At 61.8% G+C, this 22,660-nt stretch carries 19 protein-coding genes; 8 read left to right on the top strand and 11 right to left on the bottom strand.

Going from position 1 to position 22,660, the window contains the following annotated elements:
- Positions 1–28: 28 nt before the first annotated feature.
- Positions 29–1,468 (bottom strand): DUF2867 domain-containing protein, encoded by a 1,440-nt coding sequence (locus tag ACJ8HA_RS09400; RefSeq protein WP_025302247.1) that lies wholly within the window; start codon positions 1,466–1,468, stop codon positions 29–31.
- Between the two features lie 150 nt (positions 1,469–1,618).
- Between ACJ8HA_RS09400 and ACJ8HA_RS09395 the strand changes: the two genes are divergently transcribed.
- Positions 1,619–1,966, top strand: coding sequence for a DUF1294 domain-containing protein (locus tag ACJ8HA_RS09395; protein WP_049208096.1), 348 nt, complete (start codon positions 1,619–1,621; stop codon positions 1,964–1,966).
- Here ACJ8HA_RS09395 and ACJ8HA_RS09390 read toward each other — a convergent pair whose 3' ends face one another.
- Positions 1,967–2,794 carry a MurR/RpiR family transcriptional regulator gene (locus ACJ8HA_RS09390; RefSeq protein WP_025302249.1) on the bottom strand — a complete coding sequence of 276 codons (828 nt, stop codon included), beginning with the start codon at positions 2,792–2,794 and terminating at the stop codon, positions 1,967–1,969.
- Between the two features lie 167 nt (positions 2,795–2,961).
- On the opposite strand from ACJ8HA_RS09390, the gene ACJ8HA_RS09385 reads away from it, so the two are divergent.
- Both ACJ8HA_RS09385 and ACJ8HA_RS09380 read left to right on the top strand, forming a co-directional pair.
- Entirely contained in the window at positions 2,962–4,518 is a 1,557-nt protein-coding gene (locus ACJ8HA_RS09385; RefSeq protein ID WP_025302250.1) for a PTS transporter subunit EIIC, read from the top strand.
- A complete protein-coding gene (locus tag ACJ8HA_RS09380; protein ID WP_025302251.1) occupies positions 4,515–5,210 on the top strand; it encodes an N-acetylmannosamine-6-phosphate 2-epimerase in 696 nt (231 codons plus the stop codon). The genes ACJ8HA_RS09385 and ACJ8HA_RS09380 overlap by 4 nt, the downstream gene beginning before the upstream one ends.
- Positions 5,211–5,239: 29 nt before the next feature.
- On the opposite strand, the gene ltaE is transcribed toward ACJ8HA_RS09380, so the two are convergent.
- The 5 genes from ltaE to ACJ8HA_RS09355 form a co-directional block, all read right to left on the bottom strand.
- Positions 5,240–6,256 carry a low-specificity L-threonine aldolase gene (gene ltaE / locus ACJ8HA_RS09375; RefSeq protein WP_043137739.1) on the bottom strand — a complete coding sequence of 339 codons (1,017 nt, stop codon included), beginning with the start codon at positions 6,254–6,256 and terminating at the stop codon, positions 5,240–5,242.
- Positions 6,257–6,331: 75 nt separating this feature from the next.
- Positions 6,332–8,053, bottom strand: coding sequence for a ubiquinone-dependent pyruvate dehydrogenase (poxB, locus tag ACJ8HA_RS09370; RefSeq protein WP_089195715.1), 1,722 nt, complete (start codon positions 8,051–8,053; stop codon positions 6,332–6,334).
- Positions 8,054–8,252: 199 nt separating this feature from the next.
- Positions 8,253–9,254 (bottom strand): NADH oxidoreductase, encoded by a 1,002-nt coding sequence (gene hcr / locus ACJ8HA_RS09365; RefSeq protein WP_099817609.1) that lies wholly within the window; start codon positions 9,252–9,254, stop codon positions 8,253–8,255.
- A 56-nt stretch (positions 9,255–9,310) separates the two neighbouring features.
- Positions 9,311–10,960, bottom strand: coding sequence for a hydroxylamine reductase (gene hcp, locus ACJ8HA_RS09360; protein WP_149570458.1), 1,650 nt, complete (start codon positions 10,958–10,960; stop codon positions 9,311–9,313).
- Positions 10,961–11,140: 180 nt separating this feature from the next.
- Positions 11,141–12,037 carry a lysine exporter LysO family protein gene (locus ACJ8HA_RS09355; RefSeq protein WP_025302256.1) on the bottom strand — a complete coding sequence of 299 codons (897 nt, stop codon included), beginning with the start codon at positions 12,035–12,037 and terminating at the stop codon, positions 11,141–11,143.
- Between the two features lie 187 nt (positions 12,038–12,224).
- On the opposite strand from ACJ8HA_RS09355, the gene ACJ8HA_RS09350 reads away from it, so the two are divergent.
- Positions 12,225–13,883 (top strand): ATP-dependent endonuclease, encoded by a 1,659-nt coding sequence (locus ACJ8HA_RS09350; RefSeq protein ID WP_025302257.1) that lies wholly within the window; start codon positions 12,225–12,227, stop codon positions 13,881–13,883.
- Positions 13,884–13,897: 14 nt separating this feature from the next.
- Here the strand turns inward: ACJ8HA_RS09350 and ACJ8HA_RS09345 are convergent, their stop codons facing one another.
- On the bottom strand, positions 13,898–14,851 hold the full coding sequence (locus tag ACJ8HA_RS09345) for a VirK/YbjX family protein (RefSeq protein ID WP_197828590.1): 954 nt from the start codon (positions 14,849–14,851) through the stop codon (positions 13,898–13,900).
- A gap of 194 nt (positions 14,852–15,045) precedes the next feature.
- On the opposite strand from ACJ8HA_RS09345, the gene macA reads away from it, so the two are divergent.
- Complete coding sequence (gene macA, locus ACJ8HA_RS09340) at positions 15,046–16,161, top strand: macrolide transporter subunit MacA (protein WP_043137722.1); 1,116 nt, start codon at positions 15,046–15,048, stop codon at positions 16,159–16,161.
- Positions 16,161–18,107, top strand: coding sequence for a macrolide ABC transporter ATP-binding protein/permease MacB (gene macB, locus ACJ8HA_RS09335; protein WP_049204241.1), 1,947 nt, complete (start codon positions 16,161–16,163; stop codon positions 18,105–18,107). The genes macA and macB overlap by 1 nt, the downstream gene beginning before the upstream one ends.
- 87 nt (positions 18,108–18,194) lie before the next feature.
- Here the strand turns inward: macB and cspD are convergent, their stop codons facing one another.
- The gene (cspD, locus tag ACJ8HA_RS09330) at positions 18,195–18,416 is read right to left on the bottom strand and encodes a cold shock-like protein CspD (RefSeq protein WP_004928349.1); all 222 of its coding nucleotides are present in this window, start codon (positions 18,414–18,416) and stop codon (positions 18,195–18,197) included.
- A gap of 355 nt (positions 18,417–18,771) precedes the next feature.
- Between cspD and clpS the strand changes: the two genes are divergently transcribed.
- Together clpS and clpA are read left to right on the top strand one after the other, a co-directional pair.
- Positions 18,772–19,092 (top strand): ATP-dependent Clp protease adapter ClpS, encoded by a 321-nt coding sequence (clpS, locus tag ACJ8HA_RS09325; protein WP_141997706.1) that lies wholly within the window; start codon positions 18,772–18,774, stop codon positions 19,090–19,092.
- A 27-nt stretch (positions 19,093–19,119) separates the two neighbouring features.
- The gene (clpA, locus tag ACJ8HA_RS09320) at positions 19,120–21,399 is read left to right on the top strand and encodes an ATP-dependent Clp protease ATP-binding subunit ClpA (RefSeq protein ID WP_025302261.1); all 2,280 of its coding nucleotides are present in this window, start codon (positions 19,120–19,122) and stop codon (positions 21,397–21,399) included.
- A gap of 205 nt (positions 21,400–21,604) precedes the next feature.
- Here the strand turns inward: clpA and infA are convergent, their stop codons facing one another.
- Positions 21,605–21,823, bottom strand: a complete 219-nt coding sequence (gene infA, locus ACJ8HA_RS09315; RefSeq protein ID WP_002211347.1) for a translation initiation factor IF-1 — start codon at positions 21,821–21,823, stop codon at positions 21,605–21,607.
- A 105-nt stretch (positions 21,824–21,928) separates the two neighbouring features.
- Positions 21,929–22,654 (bottom strand): leucyl/phenylalanyl-tRNA--protein transferase, encoded by a 726-nt coding sequence (gene aat, locus ACJ8HA_RS09310; protein ID WP_025302262.1) that lies wholly within the window; start codon positions 22,652–22,654, stop codon positions 21,929–21,931.
- Positions 22,655–22,660 lie beyond the last annotated feature (6 nt).

Below are 22,660 nucleotides of genomic sequence, written 5' to 3'. Positions count from 1 at the left end.
GTGCGGTTGATCGACAAATGAACGGCATTCAGCGCTGTTGGCGGTCCAGGTTCTCGGCCAACGTCGCGATGCGCTTCGCCATGCCGCGAAAAATGAACAGGTGTGCGGGCATCATGGCGAACCAATACAGCAGCCCGCTGAAGCCGGCCGGATGCCACCAGGCGCGCACGTCCAGCGTGCGGCGATCGCCGCGATCGGTAATGGTGAAGCTCAGCCGCCCCAGCCCCGGCGCCTTCATGCCGAACAACAGCGCCAGTTGCCGCAGCGGTTTCAGCGTGATGACTTTCCAACCGTCAATCTCGTCACCCAGCGCCAGGGTCGCGCGCGCCGGGCGGCCATAGACCACGCCGTTGCCGATCATGTCGTCCATGCGGGCGCGGATCCGCCACAGGATATTGGCGTAGAAATAGCCTTCCTCGCCCCCCAACTGCTGCACCGTTTGCCACAGCGCCTGGCTGGAAGCGGCGGTGTCGAGCGAACACCCCGCCTGTTTCGGGTAATAGCCGTAGCCGGGGCGCCAGCGGGCCCGCGCCGCCGGATCGTAGCCCCAGTCGGCGGAATCGACCACCTCCAGTTCGCGCTGCAGCGTGGCGGTGACCGCCTGATCGAAGGTGTGCAGACGTTGCGGGATCAGGGCCTGCAACGGTTTGCCGTCGGCGGGCAGATCGTGCTTCAGGCCCTGGATCAGCGCGCGCGCGATCGGCGTCGGCACCGAGGTGATCAGGCTGATGAACCACACTGAAATCAGTCGCGTCGGCAAGGGGATCGGGATCAGCCAGCGCCGCTTGCCGCTGATGGCGATAAAGCGTTTGAACATATCCTGATAGCTGAGGTATTCAGGCCCGGCGACGTCGAAGATGCGGTGTTCCTCCGCCGGGTGCGCCAGCAGATCGGCCAGGTAAACCAGCAGGTTCTCCAGCGCCACCGGCGAGGACTTCGAGCGCACCCAGCGCGGCGGCGTCAGCACCGGCAGGTTATAGACCATGTCGCGCATCACTTCGAACGCCGCCGAACCGGGGCCGACGATGATGCCGGCGCGCAGCTCGGTCACCGGCACACCGCTCTGGCGCAGGATCTCGCCGGTCAGGCGGCGGGCCGCCAGGTGCGGCGAACTGTCGTCGTTCGGCTGCAGCGCGCCGAGAAAGATCACCTGTTTGACGCAGGCATTGCGTAGCGCGTCGCGCAGGTTTTCCGCCGCCTGGCGTTCCTTCTCGATAAAGTCGTCGCCGTCGCCCATCGCGTGCACCAGATAGTAAAGCGTATCGATTTCCCACAGCGCCGCGCTCAGAGTTTCCGGGCGGTACAGATCGACATACAGGCAGTTGACCTGCGGCCAGTTCTGCTCCTGCAGCCACTCGATGCGCCGCGCGGCGGCGGTAATCTGGTGCCCCTGTTCGATCAGGTGCGGGATCAGGTTCTGGCCTATATAGCCGCTGGCTCCAAGAACCAGTACGCGTTGGGGTGTCATCGGGCCGCCTTGTGCGGTAGAGGATTGGCAGAACGACAGGATGCCAAATTCAGGGTTTAAATGCACATTTTGTATGGGTATAAGTCGGTTGCATCCATCCTGGCGCAGGTTCACACTACGCGCCCCTTATCGCACGAAAAACCGGATGCCATGAAGCTCAATGTGATTTGTTACGCCCTGCTGGGTCTGGCGCTGATCGCCAGTTTGTTCTCGCCGCATCCGGTGTGGATGTGGTTGGTGCTGGCCAACCTGCTGACGTTTTTGATCTACGGCGGCGATAAGCTGGCGGCGCGCAAAGGGTGGCGACGGGTGCCGGAGGCGACGCTGTTGCTGTTCGGCGCGCTGGGCGGCTGGTTGGGCGCACTGGCGGCACAGCAGCTGTTTCGCCACAAAACCCAGAAGCAGCCGTTTAAAACCTGGTTCATCCTCAGCGTGGCGCTCAATCTGGCGGCGGTGCTGGGGCTGTGGTACTGGGTTTACGGCCGCTGGATCTTCTGACTACAGCAGCAGCGGCAGAGTCGCGCTGGCGGTGGCCTGCATCGCCTGAGCGTAGGCGGGATCGCGCTGGGTCAGTTCGGCGATCATCAACTCCACCAGCAGCATGGCGCCGACCTTGGCCGGCAGGGCGCCAGCGGTCAGCGGCCCTTCCGGTTTAGCCGCCACCAGCAGCGTATCCGCCATCTTGGCCAGCGGGCTGCGTTGGGTATTGCTGACGGCGATCACGCGTGCGCCGCGCCCTTTGGCCAACGTCACCGCATGCAGCACGTCCTTGGTTGAGCCGGAGCTGGAGATGACGATCAGCAGATCCCGCTCACTCAGCGAGGCTGCATTCATCGCCGCCCGGTGCATGTCGCTGAACAGCTGCGCCGGTTTGCCGAGGCGCAACAGCTTGTAGTGCAGGAAGTCGCCGATGATGGCGCTGGCGGCGACGCCGTAAATCTGCACCGAAGCACAACGCTGCAGGCTATCCGCCGCCTGTTGCAGCGCCTGCGGATCCAACAGCGCGCCGGTATCCCGCAGCGCCTGTACGCTCTCTTCCACCAAATTTTCCGCCGCGCTTTGGCGCGTCGCCGCTTCCGGCTGGCTTTGTTGCAAGCTGAGGGCCAGCGCCATTTTAAATTCGGTATAGCCTTTGCAGCCGAGATGGCGGCACAGCCGTGTGACGCTGGCTTCGCTGGTGGCGCTTTCACGCGCCAGTTCGGTGATGGTCAGGTAAACGGCGCGGGAAGGCTCCGCAAGAAGATAGTTGCCGAGCTTTTGCAGCGTGGGGCTGTACCCCGCCAAATCCTGCCGCAGCCGCAATAACAAGTTGCCTGTATTCATCACGTTACCTTTCTGAGTATTCCCGTTTCTATTGTGGCGGAAAGACGCCGCGGCTCGCCAGTGAAATCGACGGATTGTGAAGCCGATCATCGTTATGAATAAAATTTTCATTAAATTAATTTCAATGTGGTAAAAATTTTCATCATAAAAATGATGTCGGGGGAAAATTTATGTCAACACCAGAGTTGCCGCGCTCCGGCGGTTGGTTCGAAAAAGCCCAGCTGTTCGGCAAGTCGTTCATGCTGCCGATCGCCGTGCTGCCGGCGGCCGGCCTGCTGTTGGGGATCGGCGGTGCGCTGTCCAATCCCAATACCGTCGAGGCGTATCCCTTCCTCGATGTCGGCTGGTTGCAAAGTATATTTACCGTGATGGCCAGTGCCGGTGCTATCGTGTTCGCCAACCTGGCGGTCTTGTTCGCGGTCGGCGTGGCGGTGGGGCTGGCCAAAAGCGACAAGGGCACGGCGGGGTTGGCTTCGCTGATCGCCTATCTGGTAATGAACGCCACCATCAATGCGCTGTTGAAAATCAACGGTACGCTGGCCACGCAGAACGCGGGCGCGGTGGGGCAGGGAACGATTCTCGGGATCCAGACGTTGGAGACCGGGGTGTTCGGCGGAGTGGTCATCGGTTTGGTGACCTGGTATCTGCACGGCCGCTATAACAAGATAGCGCTGCCACCGTTCCTGGGTTTTTTTGGCGGCTCGCGCTTTGTGCCGATCGTCAGCTCGCTGGCGGCGATGGCGGTCGGTGCCCTGATGACGGTGGTGTGGCCGCATTTCCAACAGTTGATCTTCGGCATGGGCGGTCTGGTAGACGCCAGCGGCTATCTCGGGACCTTTATCTACGGCTTCGTATTGCGCATGCTCGGGCCGTTCGGCCTGCATCACATCTTCTATCTACCGTTTTGGACCACCGCGCTTGGCGGCAGCGAAGTGATCAACGGACAGCTGGTGGAAGGCACACAACGCATTTTCTTCGCCCAGTTGGCCGACCCGAATACTCAGCAGTTCTACATTGGCACGGCGCGTTTCATGTCCGGCCGTTTTATCACCATGATGTTCGGCCTGGTCGGTGCCTGCCTGGCGATGTACCAGAGTGCGCGTCCCGAGAACCGCAAACGCGTCGGCGGACTGTTGCTGTCGGCGGCGCTGACCTCGTTTCTGACCGGCATCACCGAACCTATCGAATTCTCTTTCCTGTTTGTCGCCCCGGCGCTGTACGTGGTGCACGCGCTGTTCGACGGCCTGGCGTTCATGATCGCTCACATCCTGCATATCACCATCGGCCAGACGTTCTCCGGCGGCTTTATCGATTTCATGCTGTTCGGCGTGCTGCAGGGTGAAGCGAAAACCCACTGGATGTACGTCCCGCTGGTCGGTGTGCCTTGGTTCTTCCTGTACTACTTCACGTTCCGTTTCCTGATCCTGCGCTTCAAATTTAAAACGCCGGGGCGCGAGGCGGAAACTGCGCCGGAAGCGGTGATGACGGGCACCGAACGCTCGCAGCAGGTGCTGGCGGCGCTGGGCGGCAAAGAGAATATCGTCGAACTGGATTGTTGCGCCACGCGGTTGCGCGTGACGGTGAAGCAGAGCCGGTTGCTGGACGAAAGTGGGCTGAAGGCCAGCGGCGCACGGGCGGTTATCGTTCGCGGCAACGGTGTTCAGGTGATCTACGGCCCGCACGTTACCATCATTAAAAACGAAGTCGAGGAGTTGTTGGATTTATGACGCTTTCCATTTTGCAGCAGATTGAGGGGCGCCTGGTGGTGTCTTGCCAGGCGCTGGACGACGAGCCGCTGCACAGCGATTTTATCATGTCGCGCATGGCGCTGGCGGCTGAGCAAGGCGGCGCGGCGGCGATCCGCGCCAACGGCGTCGAAGACGTCAACGCTATCATGCGCACGGTGGCGCTGCCGGTCATCGGCATCATAAAGCGCGATTATGCGGGCAGCGACGTGTATATCACGCCGACCCTGCGTGAAATCGATGAGTTGATGGCGGCGGCGCCGCAGATGATCGCGCTGGACGCCACCGGCCACCCGCGGCCGGGGTCGCTGCAGCTGGCGGCATTGGTCGCCGCGATCCGTGCCAGGTATCCCCGGCTGTTGCTGATGGCGGACATCGCCACCCTGGAGGAGGCGCAAGGGGCCGCCAGATTGGGCTTCGACTGCGTGGGCACCACGCTGTATGGCTATACCGCCGAAAGCCGGGGCGCCCGACTGGCGGATAACGATTTCGGCTTTCTGCGTGCGGTGCTGGCGGCGGTATCGGTGCCGGTCATCGCCGAAGGCAATGTCGAAACGCCGGCGATGGCCGCGCGCTGCCTGTCGCTGGGGGCGCATGCGGTGGTGGTAGGGGGCGCCATTACCCGCCCGCAACAGATCACCCGCCGCTTTGTCGACGCCATCGGCGGGCGATAAGAGGCTCCTCGGCGCACCGGGGAGGGAAATCAGGCGTGCTGCTGAAGAAACTCCCGCCACAGCTCGACCACCCGCTGCAGATCCTGACGGCTGACGTCGAGGTGGGTCAGAATGCGTGTCAGCGGGCCGCTGCTGATCAGCACGCCACGTTCGCGCATCCACGGACCGAGTTTGGCCGCCAGCGCCGGCGGTTGGCGCAGGTACAGCACGTTGGTCTGCGCACCGGGATCGGCGATCTCTACGCCGATCTGCCGCAGCTGTTGCTCCAGCCAGACCGCGTTGTCATGGTCTTCGCGCAGCCGCGCGACGTTATGCTCCAAAGCGTAAAGACCGGCCGCCGCCAGGATGCCGGCCTGGCGCAGCCCGCCGCCGGTCATCTTGCGCCAGCGCAGCGCGCGTTGGATGAAAGCCTCGCTGCCGCACAGCAGCGATCCGACCGGCGCACCCAGTCCTTTCGACAAGCAAATGGTGAAGGTGTCGCAGTATTGCACGATCTCTTTTAGCGGCAGGTTCAGCGCCACGGCGGCGTTGAAGATGCGCGCACCGTCGATATGCAGCGCCAACTGCCGCTCGCGGGTAAATTGCCACGCCTGCTGCAGGTAGGTCTGCGGCAAGACTCTGCCGCTGATGGTGTTTTCCAGGCTCAGTAGCCGAGTGCGGGCGAAGTGGATATCGTCGGGTTTGATGGCGGCGGCGAGCTTGTCCAGCGGCAGCGTGCCGTCCGCGTCAGCCTCGATCGGCTGTGGCTGAATGCTGCCCAGCACCGCTGCGCCGCCGGCCTCGTATTTATAGTTGTGCGCCTGTTGGCCGACCAGATACTCGTCGCCGCGCTGGCAGTGGCTCAGCAGCGCCACCAGGTTGGCCTGGGTGCCGCTGGGCAAAAACAGCGCCGCCTCTTTGCCCGATAGGCGCACCGCCTCGGCCTCCAGCGCGTTGACCGTCGGGTCATCGCCGTAGACGTCGTCGCCGACCTCTGCCTGAGCCATCGCCTGGCGCATGGCGGCGCTGGGGCGGGTGACGGTGTCGCTGCGTAGATCGATAAGCATAGGGTTCCTGGAATATAAGGGAGAGGAAAAGGGTACATGGCATCATATACCCTTTATTTCACCGGGGCAGCTGGCTTAGCGCAGCCAGTTGGTTTTCGCCAGCTCGACCACTTCGTCGCCGCGGCCGTTGATGATGGCGCGCAGCATGTACAGGCTGAAGCCTTTCGCCTGTTCGAACTTGATCTGCGGCGGCATCGCCAGCTCTTGCTTGGCGGTGACCACGTCCAGCAGCGCCGGGCCGGGATGCGCCAACATCTCCTGCAGCGCGCCGTCCAGATCCGACGCTTTTTCCACGCGGATGCCCTTGATGCCGGCGGCGTTGGCGATCGCCGCGAAGTCCGGATTATGCAGATCGGTGCCGTCGGTCAGGTAGCCGCCCGCCTTCATCTCCATCGCCACGAACCCCAGCACGCTGTTGTTGAACACCACGATCTTCACCGGCAGCTTGAGCTGCGCCAGCGACAGGAAATCACCCATCAGCATGGTGAAGCCACCGTCGCCGCACATGGCGATCACCTGTTTATCCGGCGCGGTGGCCTGGGCGCCGATCGCCTGCGGCATGGCGTTGGCCATCGAACCGTGGTTGAACGAACCGAGCAGGCGGCGCTTGCCGTTCATTTTCACGTAACGGGCGGCCCACACCGTCGGCGTGCCGACGTCGCAGGTGAAGATGGCGTCGTCGCTGGCGTAGTGGCTGAGCTGCTGCGCCAGATATTGCGGATGGATCGGCTGGTCATCGTTGGCGGTCGCCAGCCCGTCGAGCTCCTTGCGCGCGTTGCGATAGTGCTCCAGCGCCTTGTCGAGGAATGCCCGGTCGCGCTTGGGCTCCAGCTGCGGCAGCAGGGCGGTGAGGGTGGTGTGGATATCGCCCACCAGCGCCATGTTGACCGGGCAGTGCGCGCCGATGCTGCCGGGGTTAATGTCGATCTGAATGATGTTGGCGTTGGTGGGGTAGAACGCGCGATAGGGGAACTGGGTGCCGAGCAGCACCAGCGTGTCGGCGTTCATCATCGCGTGGTAGCCGGAGGAGAAACCGATCAGCCCGGTCATGCCGACGCTGTAGGGGTTATCCCACTCGATATGTTCTTTGCCGCGCAGCGCGTGCACCACCGGCGCTTGCAGCAGCTCGGCCAGCTTGACCACTTCATCGTGCGCGCCGGCGCAGCCGCTGCCGCACATCAGGGTGATGTTCTTCGCCTTGTTCAGCGTTTCCGCCAGCTTGTTCAACTCGCTCATCGGCGGCTGCACCAGCGGCAGCGCCGGGGTATGCCAGGTCAGCGTCGCGTCTTCCGGCGCCATGCGCAGCGCCACGTCGCCCGGTAAGACGACCACCGAGACGCCGCGATTGAGGATCGCCTTGCGCATGGCGATCTCCAGTACGCGCGGCAGCTGTTCCGGGTTGGAGACCAGTTCGCAATAGTGGCTGCATTCGCGGAACAGCTCCTGCGGATGGGTTTCCTGGAAGTAGCCGCTGCCGATTTCGCTGGAAGGAATGTGTGCGGCGATCGCCAGCACCGGCACATGGTTGCGGTGACAGTCGAACAGGCCGTTGATCAGATGCAGGTTGCCGGGGCCGCAGGAACCGGCGCACACCGCCAACTGGCCGGTGAGCTGGGCTTCGGCACCGGCGGCGAAGGCGGCCACCTCTTCATGGCGGGTGCCCAGCCATTCGATGGTGCCCATGCGGTGCAGGCTGTCGCTGAGGCCGTTGAGCGAATCGCCGGTTACGCCCCAAATGCGTTTTACGCCGGCTTGATCCAGCGTTTTGGCGATCAGTGTGGCTACGGTTTGCTTCATGGTTCCCCCAAACATGGTTTGAAAAACGATGTGGACTCGATCCGGTGAGTGTCAGCAGAACAACTGCAAGCATAGCTTACCGGCTGTGGACGAGATGCGGTCAGGAAGGGTAAAGAGCGTAGGACGGGAAGCAGTGTAACTGGGCTGGCCACGGGGAACTTGCCGATAAATGCCCCATCGCGGCGATGGGGCCAGGGGATCACGCCAGCGTGACGTCACCCTGCAACTGGCAACTGCAGGCCAGCACGTAGCCTTGCGCTATCTCTTCCGCGCTCAGCGTCATGGTGCTGGTGGTGGTGTAGTCGCCCTCGAGGATGCGGGTTTTGCACGAGCCGCACACCCCGGCGCGGCAGGCGGCGTTGACCGGCAGGGCATGGGCCTCCATCGCCGCCAGCAGCGTGCTGCCGACCGGCACGCGGAATTCGCGCAGCGGGCGCGCGGCGCGCAGCGTCAGTCCTTCGGTGGCGTCGGCCTGCGCCGTCGGCGTGTGGAACTGCTCTTTATGGAAATGCTCGGCCGGCACGCCGAGCCGGCGACAAAGCTGCTCCACCTGATCCATGTAGGGCGCAGGGCCGCAGGTCATCACCGTGCGTTCGGCGATATCCGGCGCCGCCTGCCGCAGCGTCTGTTCATCGATACGGCCGCTGAGGTAGCCGGGTTGCAGATCCTGCTCGGCCATCAGCGTCAGGCGCAGCTGCGGATGGGCGGCACACAGCGCGCGCCATTGATCGGCGAAAATCGTGTCGGCGGGGGTGCGTACATTAAAGATCACGGCGATATCGCAGGCCGGACGGTTAGCGGTCAGCCAGCGGCACATCGAGACGATCGGCGTCACGCCGCAGCCGGCGGCCAGCATCAGATAACGATCGGCCGGGTGGCGCTCGCAGCTGAATTCGCCCTGCGCGTCGGACAGCCACAGCGTGTTGCCGGGCTTGACCTCTTGCGTCAGCCAGCGCGACCCGATGCCGTCCGGCAGGCAGCGCACGCTGATGCTGAGAAAGCGGCTCTGGCCAGGCGAGGAGGAGAGCGTATAGGCGCGCAACGTCTCCTCGCTGTTGCGAATGCTGACCAGCGCGAACTGGCCAGCCTGGTAAGGGTAGAAAACGTCGCAGATCAGGTTCAGCGTCCAGACGTCGGCGGTTTCACGCTGGATGGAATGCACCTGCATGCGGTTCGGGCAAAGTGGAGTGGGTTGAGTCATCGGGGCACCTCAAAAAACAAAGGGGCCGGCGCAGGCGGCCCCATAACGTAACGGCATCAGGCGAGCAGCGCTGCAATATCCTGCTCGACGGTGGTGATCGGACGCAGGCCGAATTTCTCGTTGAGGATCGCCATCAGGTTGTCGGTCAGGAAGCCCGGCGCGGTCGGGCCGGTGACGATGTTTTTCACCCCTAGCGACAGCAGAGTCAGCAGAATGACGATCGCCTTCTGTTCAAACCACGACAGCACCAGGCTGAGCGGTAGCTCGTTGACGCTGCAGCCGAGCGTATCCGCCAGCTTGACCGCCAACATGATGGCGGAGTAGGCGTCGTTGCACTGGCCGACGTCCAACAGGCGCGGCAACCCTTCTAGCGTGCCGAAGTCCAGCTTGTTGAAACGGTACTTGCCGCAGGCCAGCGTCATGATCAGGCAGTCTTGCGGCACGCTGCGGGCGAAGTCGGTGAAGTAGCTGCGCTCGTCGCGGCTGCCGTCGCAGCCGCCCACCAGGAAGACGTGGCGCAGTTTTTTCTGCGACACCAGGTCGATGACCGTGTCGGCGGCGTTCAGCAGCGTCTGGCGGCCGAAGCCAACGGTGATCAGGTGTTCAATCTCGGTGTAAGGGAAGCCGTTCATGCCCTGAGCCTGGCGGATCACGGCGCCGAAGTCGTCGCCTTCCAGATGGTTGACGCCCGGCCAGCCGACGATACTGCGGGTCCAGATGCGATCGCCGTAGTTGCCGACGTTAGGATCGATGATACAGTTGGAGGTCATCACGATCGGGCCGGGGAATTTGGCGAATTCCGTCTGCTGGTTCTGCCAGCCGCTGCCGTAGTTGCCCACCAGATGTTTGAATTTTTTCAGTTCCGGATAGCCGTGCGCCGGCAGCATTTCACCGTGGGTGTAGACGTTGACGTTTTGCCCTTCGGTTTGCTCGAGCAGCATGCGCAGATCTTTCAGATCGTGGCCGGAAATCAGAATGGCTTTCCCGGCCACCGGGCGCACGTTGACTGCGCTGGGCTGCGGATCGCCGTAGGCCTGGGTTTCACCGCGATCGAGGATCGCCATCACGTTGAAGTTCATCTTGCCGATGCCCATGGCGTTGTTCAGCAGGGTGTCGACGTCGCGCGGCCGGGTGCCGAGCCAGGCCATAAAGGCGTGGTAGTCGGCATAGAGTTGCTCGTCGAACTGGCCGAGCACGTGCGCGTGTTCCATATAGGCCGCCGCGCCTTTCAGGCCGTACAGGCACAGCATGCGCAAACCGTGTACGTCGTCGCCGACCTCGGCCTTGTCGCTGTTGAGGGCAAACTGCGCCGCCTGCTGCAGCAGCGCAGGCATATCGTTGCCGGCCAGCTGCAGCGCCGCCATCGGGTGATCGACGCGCACGCCGGCATCCAGCAGCCGGCAACGGGCGGCCAGCGAGTCGCGCAGCAGCAGGGTTTCCCGCGCGTAGCCGATGATGCGCTGGGAGTCGAAGTTGACGTTGGTCAGGGTGGAGAAGAAGGCGCGCGGGGCGAAGCTGTCGATCTCGTGGTCGACGATGCCCAGCGAACGCGCCTGCAGCGCCCAGGCGGAGAGTCCCTGCAGCGCCGCCACCAGCAGATCCTGCAGATCGGAGGTTTCCGCCGTTTTGCCGCACATGCCCTGAGCATACGAGCAGCCGTTGCCTGCCGGGGTACGGATGGTTTGTTCACATTGCACACAGAACATAGTCGCTTCCTTTTATTTTTAAAGTTGCATTTATAATGCTTGTTTGAAAGCATAGATCGGCGATCGGGGTTGCAAAAGGCTTTTGTGCGACTACTGCGGGCAAGTTTGATTTAGCGCAATTTTGCCGTGCGGATGGGAATGATTACGCTTTGGGGGCCGGCCGGCCCCCAGGGGAAAGGATCAGGAGAACAGGGCGATCAGCACCGGCGCCAGCAGGCTCAGCAGGAAGCCGTGCACGATGGCGGGGGGCACCATGTCCAGCCCGCCGCTGCGCTGCAGCACCGGCAGGGTGAAGTCCATCGAGGTGGCGCCGCACAGGCCGAGGGCGGTGGAGCGGCTGCGGCGCACCAGCGTCGGGATCAGCATGATCGCCACCAGCTCGCGCGCCAGATCGTTGAAGAACGCGGCGCTGCCCATCACCGGGCCGTAGGCGTCGGTGATCAGAATGCCGGACAGCGAGTACCAGCCGAAACCGGAGGCCATCGCCAGCCCAGCCTTGATCGGCAACCCCAGCAGCTGCGCCGCCAGCGCGCCGCCGGCCAGCGACGCGACGGTCACCACCAACGCCACCAGCGTGCCGCGGCGGTTGAGCACGATCTGGCGCAGCGTCATGCCGCTGTTGCGCAGCTGAATGCCGACCAGCAACAGCAGGAAGATCAGCGCATATTCGCTGCCTTTATGGGCGAACTGCAGCCATTGCCACTGCGTCAGGCCGAGCAGGAAGCCGCCGAGCACCACGCCGCACAGCTTGAGCGACTCCAGCGCCATATGCACGCGCGAGGGCAGCTTTTCCTGTTTATGGCTGCTGCGCCACGGCATGCGCCGCTCCAGCAGCGCCAGCAACAGCAGATTGGCGCAGAGAATGCAGAAGAAGAATACCGCGCTGTACTGGAAGATCAGCACCAGGTTACTGCTGAGATCTTCCATAAACGCCAGGCTGATGCCCATGAAAAACAGGATCACGTACACCATCCAACTGAGCAGCCGGTTGATCAGCACCAGCAGCGGGCGATGGCGTAAGGGAATGAGGTAACCGACAATCAGCGGTAACAGAATAATCAACAGTCCTGAGTACATGGTGCAACGAGTGTCCTTGAGTTTTGATGCGCGACGAACGGCGGCGAGGAGCACACGCTAACCAAAAGCCCGGCCGGAGTAAAGCGGCAGATTTGACGCTGGCCGCTTGACCTGCAAGGGGTTTTTTGACCATGCTCTGTGAAGGTCGCCTCATTGAAGAGGCGACGGCGCGCACGGGAGGCGGCGGATGTTCTTGGAGCGTATCGAAATTGTAGGTTTTCGCGGCATTAATCGGCTGTCCCTGATGCTGGACGACAACACGCTGTTGCTCGGCGAAAACGCCTGGGGTAAATCCAGCCTGCTGGATGCGCTGACGCTGCTGCTGGCGCCGGAGCAGAAGCTGTATCGGTTTGAAGCGCACGATTTCCATTTCCCCCCCGGTGAAGAGTCGGCCAAAGAGCGCCACCTGCAGGTGGTGTTCACCTTCTGCGAAAAAGACATCGGCCATGCGCACCTACCGCGTTATCGCCACCTGACGCCGCTGTGGGTCAAGGGCGAGGATGGCCTGAGCCGCATTCATTACCGCTGCGAGGGCGAGCTGGCCGACGACGGCACGGTGTGCACCTGGCGCGGTTTTCTCGACGCCGACGGCAATGCCTTTCAACTGCACCATATCGAACAGCTGGCCCACGCCATCATCCGCATTCATCCGGTACTGCGCCTGCGCGACGCGCGCTTTATTCGCCGCCTGCGCCCCAGCAGCCTCGGCGATGAACGTAAACCCGATACCCAGGCGTTGGCGCAGCAGCTGGATCAGCTGACGCGCGAGCTGGTGCGCAATCCGCAGAAGCTGACCAACGGCGAGCTGCGTCAGGGGCTGGCGGCGATGCAGCAGTTGCTCGAGCACTATTTTGCCGAGCAGAGTTCGCAGGTGGCGCGGCCACGCCGCCGCGGCGGTGAACCGGAGCAGGACGCCTGGCGTGCGCTGGACGGCATCAACCGCATGGTGGCCGAACCGAACAGCCGCAGCATGCGCCTGATCCTGCTCGGGATGTTTTCCACCCTGTTGCAGGCCAAGGGCGACGTCAAGCTGGATCCCCATGCCCGGCCGCTGCTGCTGGTGGAAGACCCGGAAACTCGCCTGCACCCGATCATGCTGTCGGTGGCCTGGGGGCTGCTCAATCAGCTGCCGCTGCAGCGCATCACCACCACCAACTCCAGCGAATTGGTGTCGCTGGTGCCGGTGGAGCACGTCTGCCGGCTGGTGCGCGAGTCGGGCCGGGTCGCGACCTATCGTCTCGGGCCGCGCGGGTTGAGCGCCGAAGACGGGCGGCGCATTGCGTTTCACATCCGTTTCAACCGGCCGTCGTCGCTGTTCGCCCGCTGCTGGCTGCTGGTGGAGGGCGAAACCGAAGTGTGGCTGCTGAACGAGCTGGCGCGCCAGTGCGGCTACCATTTCGAGGCAGAAGGGGTGAGGGTCATCGAGTTCGCTCAGTGCGGCCTGAAGCCGCTGCTGCGCTTCGCCCGCCGCATGGGCATCGAGTGGCATGCGCTGGTGGACGGCGATGAGGCGGGCAAAAAGTACGCCAACACCGTACGCAGCCTGCTGGACAATCATGAAGACAACGAACGCGATCGGCTGACCGCGCTGCCGGCGCCGGACATGGAACACTTCATGTTCCGTGAAGGGTTCGCCCCGGTCTATCACCGAATGGCGTCGGTGCCGATCAACGCGCAGATGCCGGTGCGCAAGGTGATCCTGAAAGCGGTCCACCACTCGTCGAAGCCGGATCTGGCGATCGAGGTCGCGATGCAGGCCGGCGAATGGGGCACGGACTCGGTGCCGCCGCTGCTGAAGAAAATGTTCTCACGGGTGATCTGGCTGGCGCGCGGCCGGGCGGACTGACGGCCCGCCGGGCGTTATCGGGCGCAGAAATGCGCCGCCAATCCCTGTTCCAGCTCGTCCAGCAACTGATAGCGACGGCGATACTCGGCGCGCTTCTTGCTGGCAACCTCTTCGATAGGTTTGCGGGCGATGCGCTCGGGCAGCAGAAAATAGCCGTTGTCGAGCGGTTTGGCGCCCATCGACAGCCAGAACTGATCGTAATCGGCGTGCAGTTGATCCTTCTTCTTACTTTGGTAACGCCAGTTTTGATAGATATGGGTGGCATTGCCGACGGCTACGATCTGGCGGATGCCGAGGTGCCGCGCCAGCGTGCAAATGCCTTCCAGCACCAGCCGTTTGGGGAACAGACCGTGGCACTCTTTGGTGGTGTGCTGGATCTCGGCGTGCGGCACCTCATGGTTCGCGCCCTGCAGGCCGCCGATGAACAGCGTCGGCTGCTGCTGATAATGCATCAGCGCAAAGGTGATCTCCGCCAGCATCACGCCGTTGGCGTTGCGCAGCAGCAGCGTGGCTTCCCCTTCCTTATTCAGTTTGTCGATCGCCGCCAGTTCCAGCGTGATCGGCGCTTCGCTTTTGCCCATCGCGCGGGCCAGCACGAAAGGCTGTGGGCCGAGGTGGCCGAGACGCATCTTTAGCGGCATGCGCTGCACGATGAGATCGTAATGATCGCGCAGGGCGAACAGGCATTCGATCTTGCTCATGTTGGCCGCCAGGTAGGGGCGATGCAGCTTGCACGGCAGGTTCGGCTGCGCGCTCAGGATCTCCTCCAGCAGTGGGTTGCTGGCCAGGGTGCTGAGCAGGCCGCTGGTGGTGCGCCAGTTGAGCAGCGAGCGGCCGAGAAACTTCAGGCGAAACGAGGTTTTTTTCCAGGCGTTGCTTGGCGCCTTTTCGCCATTGATCAGCGCCGTCATCAGTTGCCAGCCGTTAAGCGGCCGGGCGGAGGCGAGTGGGTAGCTGAGCTGTGACATGATGAAATCCTTGGCTGTGTTGAATGGCGCTATTTCATCAAGGCTTCACTAAACGAGAGTTCAATGCTGAACTGTAACCAGGCGTGTCTCCACATTGTGTTGAGCTAAGGTTTAGTTATTCCCTACGGTGCGTGCTAATTTAGCTCCGCCGCCGCAATGGGCGGTCGATATTCACAAGCACAGGCAGGTCAATTTTGACAGGGTTTAAAGGACACAAACGCCGCTGGATACTCGCACTGGCGGTGATTGCGGCGATTGCCGCGGCGGCCGTTTGGCACTTCCGCCATCCGGCGCCAACCGATTTCAAAACGGTAAAGGTCACCAAGCGCGATCTGCAGCAGAACGTGTTGGCGACCGGCCAGCTGGACGCGGTGCGCAAGGTTGACGTCGGCGCGCAGGTCAGCGGGCAGTTGGAAAAGTTGTATGTCGAGATCGGCGACAAGGTGAAAAAAGGCCAGTTGCTGGGGGTTATCGATCCGCAACAGGCGCAGAACAGCATTCGCGAAGGCGAGGCGACGCTGCGCGAGCTGCATGCGCAGCTGCTGCAGGCACAGGCCGAGCAGCAATTGGCGGCGGTCACGCTGCAGCGCAACCAGGCACTGGCCAAACTGCAGGCGGTATCGCGTCAGGATCTGGATCAGGCAGCGACGCAGCTGGCGGTGAAGAAAGCGCAGGTGGGCACCATCAATGCGCAGATCGCCCGCAACCAGGCCAGCCTGGATACCGCCAAGATCAACCTGGCCTACACCCGCATCGAAGCCCCGATGGATGGCGACGTGGTGCAGATCACCACGCTGCAGGGCCAGACGGTGATCGCGGCGCAACAGGCGCCGAACATTCTGACGTTGGCGGATCTCGGCACCATGCTGGTGAAGGCGCAGGTCTCGGAGGCTGACGTCATTAACCTCAAGCCGGGTCAGAAGGCCTGGTTCACGGTGCTGGGCGATCCGACTCGGCGCTTCGACGGCGTGCTGAAAGACATTCAGCCGACGCCGGAAAAGGTCAATAATGCCATCTTCTATTATGCGCGTTTCGAAGTGCCCAACCCGGAAAGGCTGCTGCGCTTGCAAATGACGGCGCAGGTGCATATTCAGCTGGCCGGCGTCGAGCAGGCGCTGGTGATCCCGCTGGCGGCGTTGGGTGACCAGATCGCCGACAATCGCTACCACGTCTCGGTGCTGAAACAGGGCAAGGAAGAGAAGCGTGAGGTGGCTATCGGTCTGCGCAACAATATCGATGTGCAAATCCTCAGCGGGCTTGAGGCGGGCGATGAGGTGATTGTCAGCCGCGGCGGCGTGGAGGCCGGCTGATGGCGGCGCTGTTACAGCTGAGCGGCATTCGCCGCAGCTACCGTTCCGGCGAGCAGACGGTGGAGGTGCTGAAGGGGATCAGTCTGAGCATCGACGCCGGGGAAATGGTGGCGATCATGGGGGCCTCCGGCTCCGGCAAATCGACGCTGATGAACATTCTGGGCTGTCTGGACAAGCCGAGCGCCGGGGTCTATCGGGTGGCCGGACAGGATGTGGCGACGCTGAGCGACGATGCGCTGGCGCAGCTGCGGCGCGAACATTTTGGCTTTATTTTCCAGCGTTATCATCTGCTGCCGCACCTGAGTGCGGCGCATAACGTCGAGGTGCCGGCGGTGTACGCGGGGCTGGGCAAAGCGGCGCGGCGCGAACGGGCGGAGGCGCTGTTGCGGCGCCTGGGGCTGGGGGAGCGCGTTAACTACCGGCCGAGCCAGCTTTCCGGCGGCCAGCAGCAGCGCGTCAGTATCGCCCGCGCGTTGATGAACGGCGGGCAGGTGATCCTGGCGGATGAACCGACCGGCGCGCTCGACAGCCACTCCGGCGAAGAGGTGATGGCGATCCTCAAACAGCTGTGCGCCCAGGGCCACACGGTGATCCTGGTGACCCACGATCCAGCGGTGGCGCGCCAGGCTGAACGGATCATCGAGATCCGCGACGGCGAAATCATTGCCGACTCGCGTCCGGCGCCGCCGGAGGATACCCAGGCCAAGCCGCTGGCGCTGGCCGCCGCGGCGCCTTCCTGGCGGCAGATGGGCGGCCGCTTTCGCGAAGCGCTGGTGATGGCCTGGCGTGCGATGGCGGCCAACAAGATGCGTACCGCGCTGACCATGCTCGGCATCATTATCGGCATCGCCTCGGTGGTATCGATCCTGGTGATCGGCGACGCCGCCAAGCAGATGGTGCTGGCGGACATCAAATCGATCGGCACCAACACCGTCGACATTTACCCCGGCAAGGACTTCGGCGACGACGATCCAACCTACAGGCAATCGCTGAAATACGGCGATCTCGATGCGCTGCGCGAACAGCCGTATATCAGCGCGCTGTCGCCGAGCATCAGCAGCAGCATGCGGCTGCGGCTGGGTAACGTCGACGCGGCGGCCAATGTCAACGGCGTCAGCGAACAGTTCTTCCGCGTGTACGGTATGAGCTTTACCCAGGGCGTCGGCATCGATCCGATGCAGGTGCAGTCTCAGGCGCAGACGGTGGTGATCGACGCCAATACCCAACGGCGGCTGTTCCCGCACCAGAAGAACGTAGTGGGCGAGGTGATTCTGGTGGGCAACATGCCGGCGACGGTGGTCGGTGTGGCCAAGGAGAAGCAGTCGATGTTCGGCAGCAGCAAGACGCTGAACGTGTGGGTGCCTTACAGCACCATGGCCAACCGGCTGATGGGCAACAATTATTTCGACTCGATCACCGTGCGCATTCGCGACGGCTACGACAGCAAGGAAGCGGAACAGCAGCTGTCACGCCTGTTGACGCTGCGCCACGGCAAAAAGGACTTCTTCACCTATAACATGGACAGCCTGGTGCAAACCGCAGAGAAAACCACCCGCACGCTGCAGCTGTTCCTGACGCTGGTGGCGGTGATTTCGCTGGTGGTCGGCGGCATCGGCGTGATGAACATCATGCTGGTGTCGGTGACCGAGCGCACGCGCGAGATTGGCATCCGCATGGCGGTGGGCGCCCGTTCCGGCGACGTGTTGCAACAGTTCTTGATCGAGGCGGTGTTGGTCTGCCTGGTGGGGGGCGCGCTGGGGATTACGCTGTCGTTCGCCATCGGCCTGGCGGTGCAGCTGGTATTGCCGGGCTGGCAGATCAGCTTCCCGCCGGCGGCGTTGCTGAGCGCGTTCCTCTGTTCCACCGGTATCGGCGTGGTGTTCGGCTATCTGCCGGCGCGCAATGCCGCGCGGCTGAATCCGATCGATGCGCTGGCGCGCGAGTAAGTAAAAGGCATAAAAAATGCCAGTCACACGGCGGCTGGCATTTTTATCGCAGTCAGGGTCAATGCAGCGCGACGCTGCCGGAAGCGTTTAGGACAGCGCCTCGCTTTCCACCGGCACAATAAGACTGGCATGGTTCCCTTTTGGCCCTTGATGCACGTCGAAGCTGACCTGCTGGCCTGCCTTCAACGTTCTGTAACCATCCATCTTGATGGTGGAGTAATGCGCGAAAATATCTTCGCCACCGCCGGCTGGGCAGATGAAGCCAAAGCCTTTGGCGTTGTTAAACCATTTAACAGTACCCGTCTCCATGCTTTTACATCCCTCGCAACGCTATTTTAAGTGAGATGAATAACTGAATTCGCACCCGCCGTAGGCGGGTAGCAGGGTGGACAAGGGGTGGTTAAAAGACCACCAGCCACGAATTTACACTCTAGAGCAAATGATCGGGGCGTCAAGGGATCGGCTTTTGTCGGCGGGGAGCAGTTCACCAAAGTTTGAAGCAGGTAACGCTATTGCCACGATTCAGTCACAATTGGCCCGTTTTTTTGCGCACGTTACAGTGCGGCGGGACGATGCCGAAGATGATAAAATAGTAACTATCCCCACTTTGAATAACCGAAACCTGCCCCCATATCAGAGGGCAGAGCAGAGAAGATGAGCAGCGATGGGCAATAACAACGACTGGCTAAATTTTGAACACTTGGCCGAAGAAAAACAAATCGATGCGGTAAAACCGCCGTCTATGTATAAAGTTATACTTAACAACGACGATTACACACCGATGGAATTTGTGATTGACGTTCTGCAAAAGTTCTTTTCTTATGATATTGAACGCGCAACGCAACTGATGCTCACGGTCCACTATCAAGGCAAGGCGATCTGTGGTGTTTTTACCGCCGAGGTGGCGGAAACCAAAGTCGTCAATGTGAACCGGTACGCAAGGGAGAACGAGCATCCGTTGCTTTGTACGCTGGAAAAAGCCTGAATAAGGCAATCTATTGGGGAGGTGCTTATGCTCAATCAAGAACTGGAACTCAGTCTCAACATGGCTTTCGCCAGGGCGCGTGAGCACAGACACGAGTTTATGACCGTGGAGCACCTGTTGCTGGCGTTGCTGAGCAACCCTGCCGCGCGAGAAGCGCTTGAGGCATGTACGGTGGATCTGGCCGCGTTGCGCCAGGAGCTGGAAGCCTTCATCGAACAAACCACACCGACGCTGCCCGCCGGCGAAGAAGAGCGCGACACTCAGCCGACGCTCAGCTTCCAGCGCGTGTTGCAGCGTGCGGTCTTCCATGTGCAATCTTCCGGCCGCAGCGAAGTGTCCGGCGCCAACGTGTTGGTGGCCATCTTCAGCGAGCAGGAGTCGCAGGCGGCTTATCTGCTGCGCAAGCACGACGTCAGCCGTCTCGACGTGGTGAACTTCATTTCACATGGCACGCGTAAAGACGAGCCGGGCCAAGCGCCGAATGCGGAAAACCCGGTGAACGAAGAGCAGTCCGGAGGGGAAGACCGTATGGAAAACTTCACCACCAACCTCAATCAGTTGGCCCGTGTGGGCGGCATCGATCCGTTGATCGGCCGCGATCGTGAGCTGGAGCGCGCGATTCAGGTGCTGTGCCGTCGTCGTAAAAACAACCCGCTGTTGGTCGGCGAATCCGGCGTGGGCAAGACCGCCATCGCCGAAGGCCTGGCCTGGCGTATCGTGCAGGGCGACGTGCCGGAAGTGATGGCGGACTGCACGCTGTATTCGCTGGATATCGGTTCACTGCTGGCCGGCACCAAATACCGCGGCGACTTCGAGAAACGCTTCAAGGCGCTGCTCAAGCAGCTGGAACAGGATCAGAACAGCATCCTGTTCATCGATGAAATTCACACCATCATCGGTGCCGGTGCGGCTTCCGGCGGGCAAGTGGATGCCGCCAACCTGATCAAACCGCTGCTGTCGAGCGGCAAGATCCGGGTGATCGGCTCGACCACCTACCAGGAGTTCAGCAACATCTTCGAAAAGGATCGCGCTTTGGCGCGCCGTTTCCAGAAGATCGATATCACTGAACCGACGGCGGAAGAGACCGTTCAGATCATCAACGGCCTGAAGACCAAATATGAAGCGCATCACGACGTGCGTTATACCGCCAAGGCGATCCGCGCCGCGGTGGAGCTGTCGGTGAAATACATCAACGATCGTCATCTGCCGGACAAGGCGATAGACGTGATCGACGAGGCGGGCGCCCGCAGCCGACTGATGCCGGCCAGCAAGCGCAAGAAAACCGTCAACGTGGCCGATATCGAATCCGTGGTGGCGCGCATCGCTCGTATCCCGGAGAAAACCGTGTCGGCCAGCGATCGCGACGTGCTGAGAAACCTGGGCGATCGTTTGAAGATGCTGGTATTCGGCCAGGATCAGGCGATCGAAGCGCTGACGGAAGCCATCAAGATGAGCCGCGCCGGTCTGGGCCACGAGCGCAAGCCGGTCGGTTCCTTCCTGTTCGCCGGGCCGACCGGGGTCGGGAAAACCGAGGTCACCGTACAGTTGGCCAAGGCGATGGATATCGAGCTGCTGCGTTTCGACATGTCCGAGTACATGGAGCGGCATACCGTCAGCCGTCTGATCGGCGCGCCTCCGGGCTATGTCGGTTACGATCAGGGCGGGCTGCTGACCGATGCGGTGATCAAGCATCCGCATGCGGTAGTGCTGCTCGATGAGATCGAGAAGGCGCACCCGGACGTGTTCAACCTGCTGCTGCAGGTGATGGACAACGGCACGCTGACCGACAACAACGGCCGCAAGGCGGACTTCCGCAATGTGATCCTGGTGATGACCACCAACGCCGGGGTGCGGGAAACCGAACGCAAATCGATCGGTCTGGTGCAGCAGGACAACAGCACCGACGCGATGGAAGAGATCAAGAAGGTGTTTACGCCAGAGTTCCGCAACCGTCTGGACAACATCATCTGGTTCAACCATCTGTCTACCGAGGTGATCCAGCAGGTGGTCGACAAGTTTATCGTCGAACTGCAGGCGCAGCTGGATGCGAAGGGCGTCTCGCTGGAAGTGAGCGACGAAGCACGCGACTGGCTGTCGGTGAAGGGCTACGACCGTGCGATGGGCGCTCGTCCGATGGCGCGCGTCATGCAGGAAAACCTGAAGAAACCGTTGGCCAACGAGCTGCTGTTCGGTTCGCTGGTGGACGGCGGTTCCGTGAAGGTCGAGCTGGACAAGGACAAGAAACAGCTGACCTACCACTTCCTCAGTGCCGCCAAGCGCAAGGCGGACGAGGGTGCGGTGCATTAAGGCCGCTTCAGGCAAAGAAAAAGCGATGCTTCGGCATCGCTTTTTTTTATGGGTGAGATTCACCGTACAACAGAAACGAGTGAGCCCTCTCAGTTTACCTGCGCACCTGCAACCCGTTGTGTAACGTCGCTGCGGGGGTAAACGGAAAGGGCTCCCGAGGGATTACATCCTCGATGCCGCCAGCATGTGGCGCGCGGTGAGCCGATTAACGGCTACGGAAGACAATGCGGCCTTTGCTCAGGTCGTACGGGGTCAGCTCTACAGTGACTTTGTCGCCCGTCAGGATGCGGATATAGTTTTTACGCATTTTACCGGAGATGTGTGCGGTTACCACGTGCCCGTTTTCCAATTCAACGCGGAACATGGTGTTCGGCAGCGTATCAAGAACGGTGCCCTGCATTTCAATATTGTCTTCTTTGGCCATCGAATCCTCTAGGTCTAACTACCTTAGTTTTTAACCGGCAAGATAATGCCGAAAAACCCCCATTATGTAAAGATGTGTCGGTGAACATTGCACCGTTTCCATCAATTAGTTTACTGGAGAGGGCGGTTCAACCGGCTGTGGGGATATGACTTGCGGCGCCCAGCACGCCGACGCCAAAGGCCGCCGTTGAAGGGTGCTGAGCTGCTGCAAAAATTGACGGCGCGGAATTTCACGCGCGCCAAGGCGGGCAGTGTGAGCGTTCAGCACCTGGCAGTCAATCAATTCCCCGCCATAAGCGGCAAAATGGCGGCAAAAGGCCATCAATGCGCATTTTGAGGCGTTGGTGACGCGGCTGAACATCGATTCGCCGCAGAACAACGCGCCCTGCGCCACGCCGTACATGCCGCCGACCAGTTGATCATCCTGCCATACCTCCACCGAGTGCGCGTAGCCGAGGCGATGCAGATGCTGATAGGCACGCTGCACCTCCGGGCCGATCCAGGTGCCTTCATCCGGCCGGTGGGCGCAGGCGGCAATCACCGTGGCGAAATCGTGATTGAGCGTGATGCGAAACGGATCGTGGCGCAAAAAGCGTTTCAGACTGCGGTTGAGATGAAATTCGGCAGGGAACAGCACCGCACGCGGATCGGGTGACCACCACAGAATCGCTTCCCCCGGCGAGTACCAGGGGAAGATACCGCGCTCGTAGGCCGCCAGCAGTCGCGGCGCCGTGAGGTCGCCGCCGATCGCCAGCAGGCCGTTGGGATCGCGCAGGGCGCCCTCAGGCGAGGGAAACGCCAGCGACTGGGGGGAAAGCTTAACGATGCGCATACAAGG

This window comes from Serratia sp. CY33802, assembly GCF_052169095.1.
Lineage (GTDB): Bacteria > Pseudomonadota > Gammaproteobacteria > Enterobacterales > Enterobacteriaceae > Serratia > Serratia bockelmannii.
The sequence above is the reverse complement of the archived record's forward strand: the minus strand, read 5'-3'. Positions and strand labels throughout refer to the sequence as shown.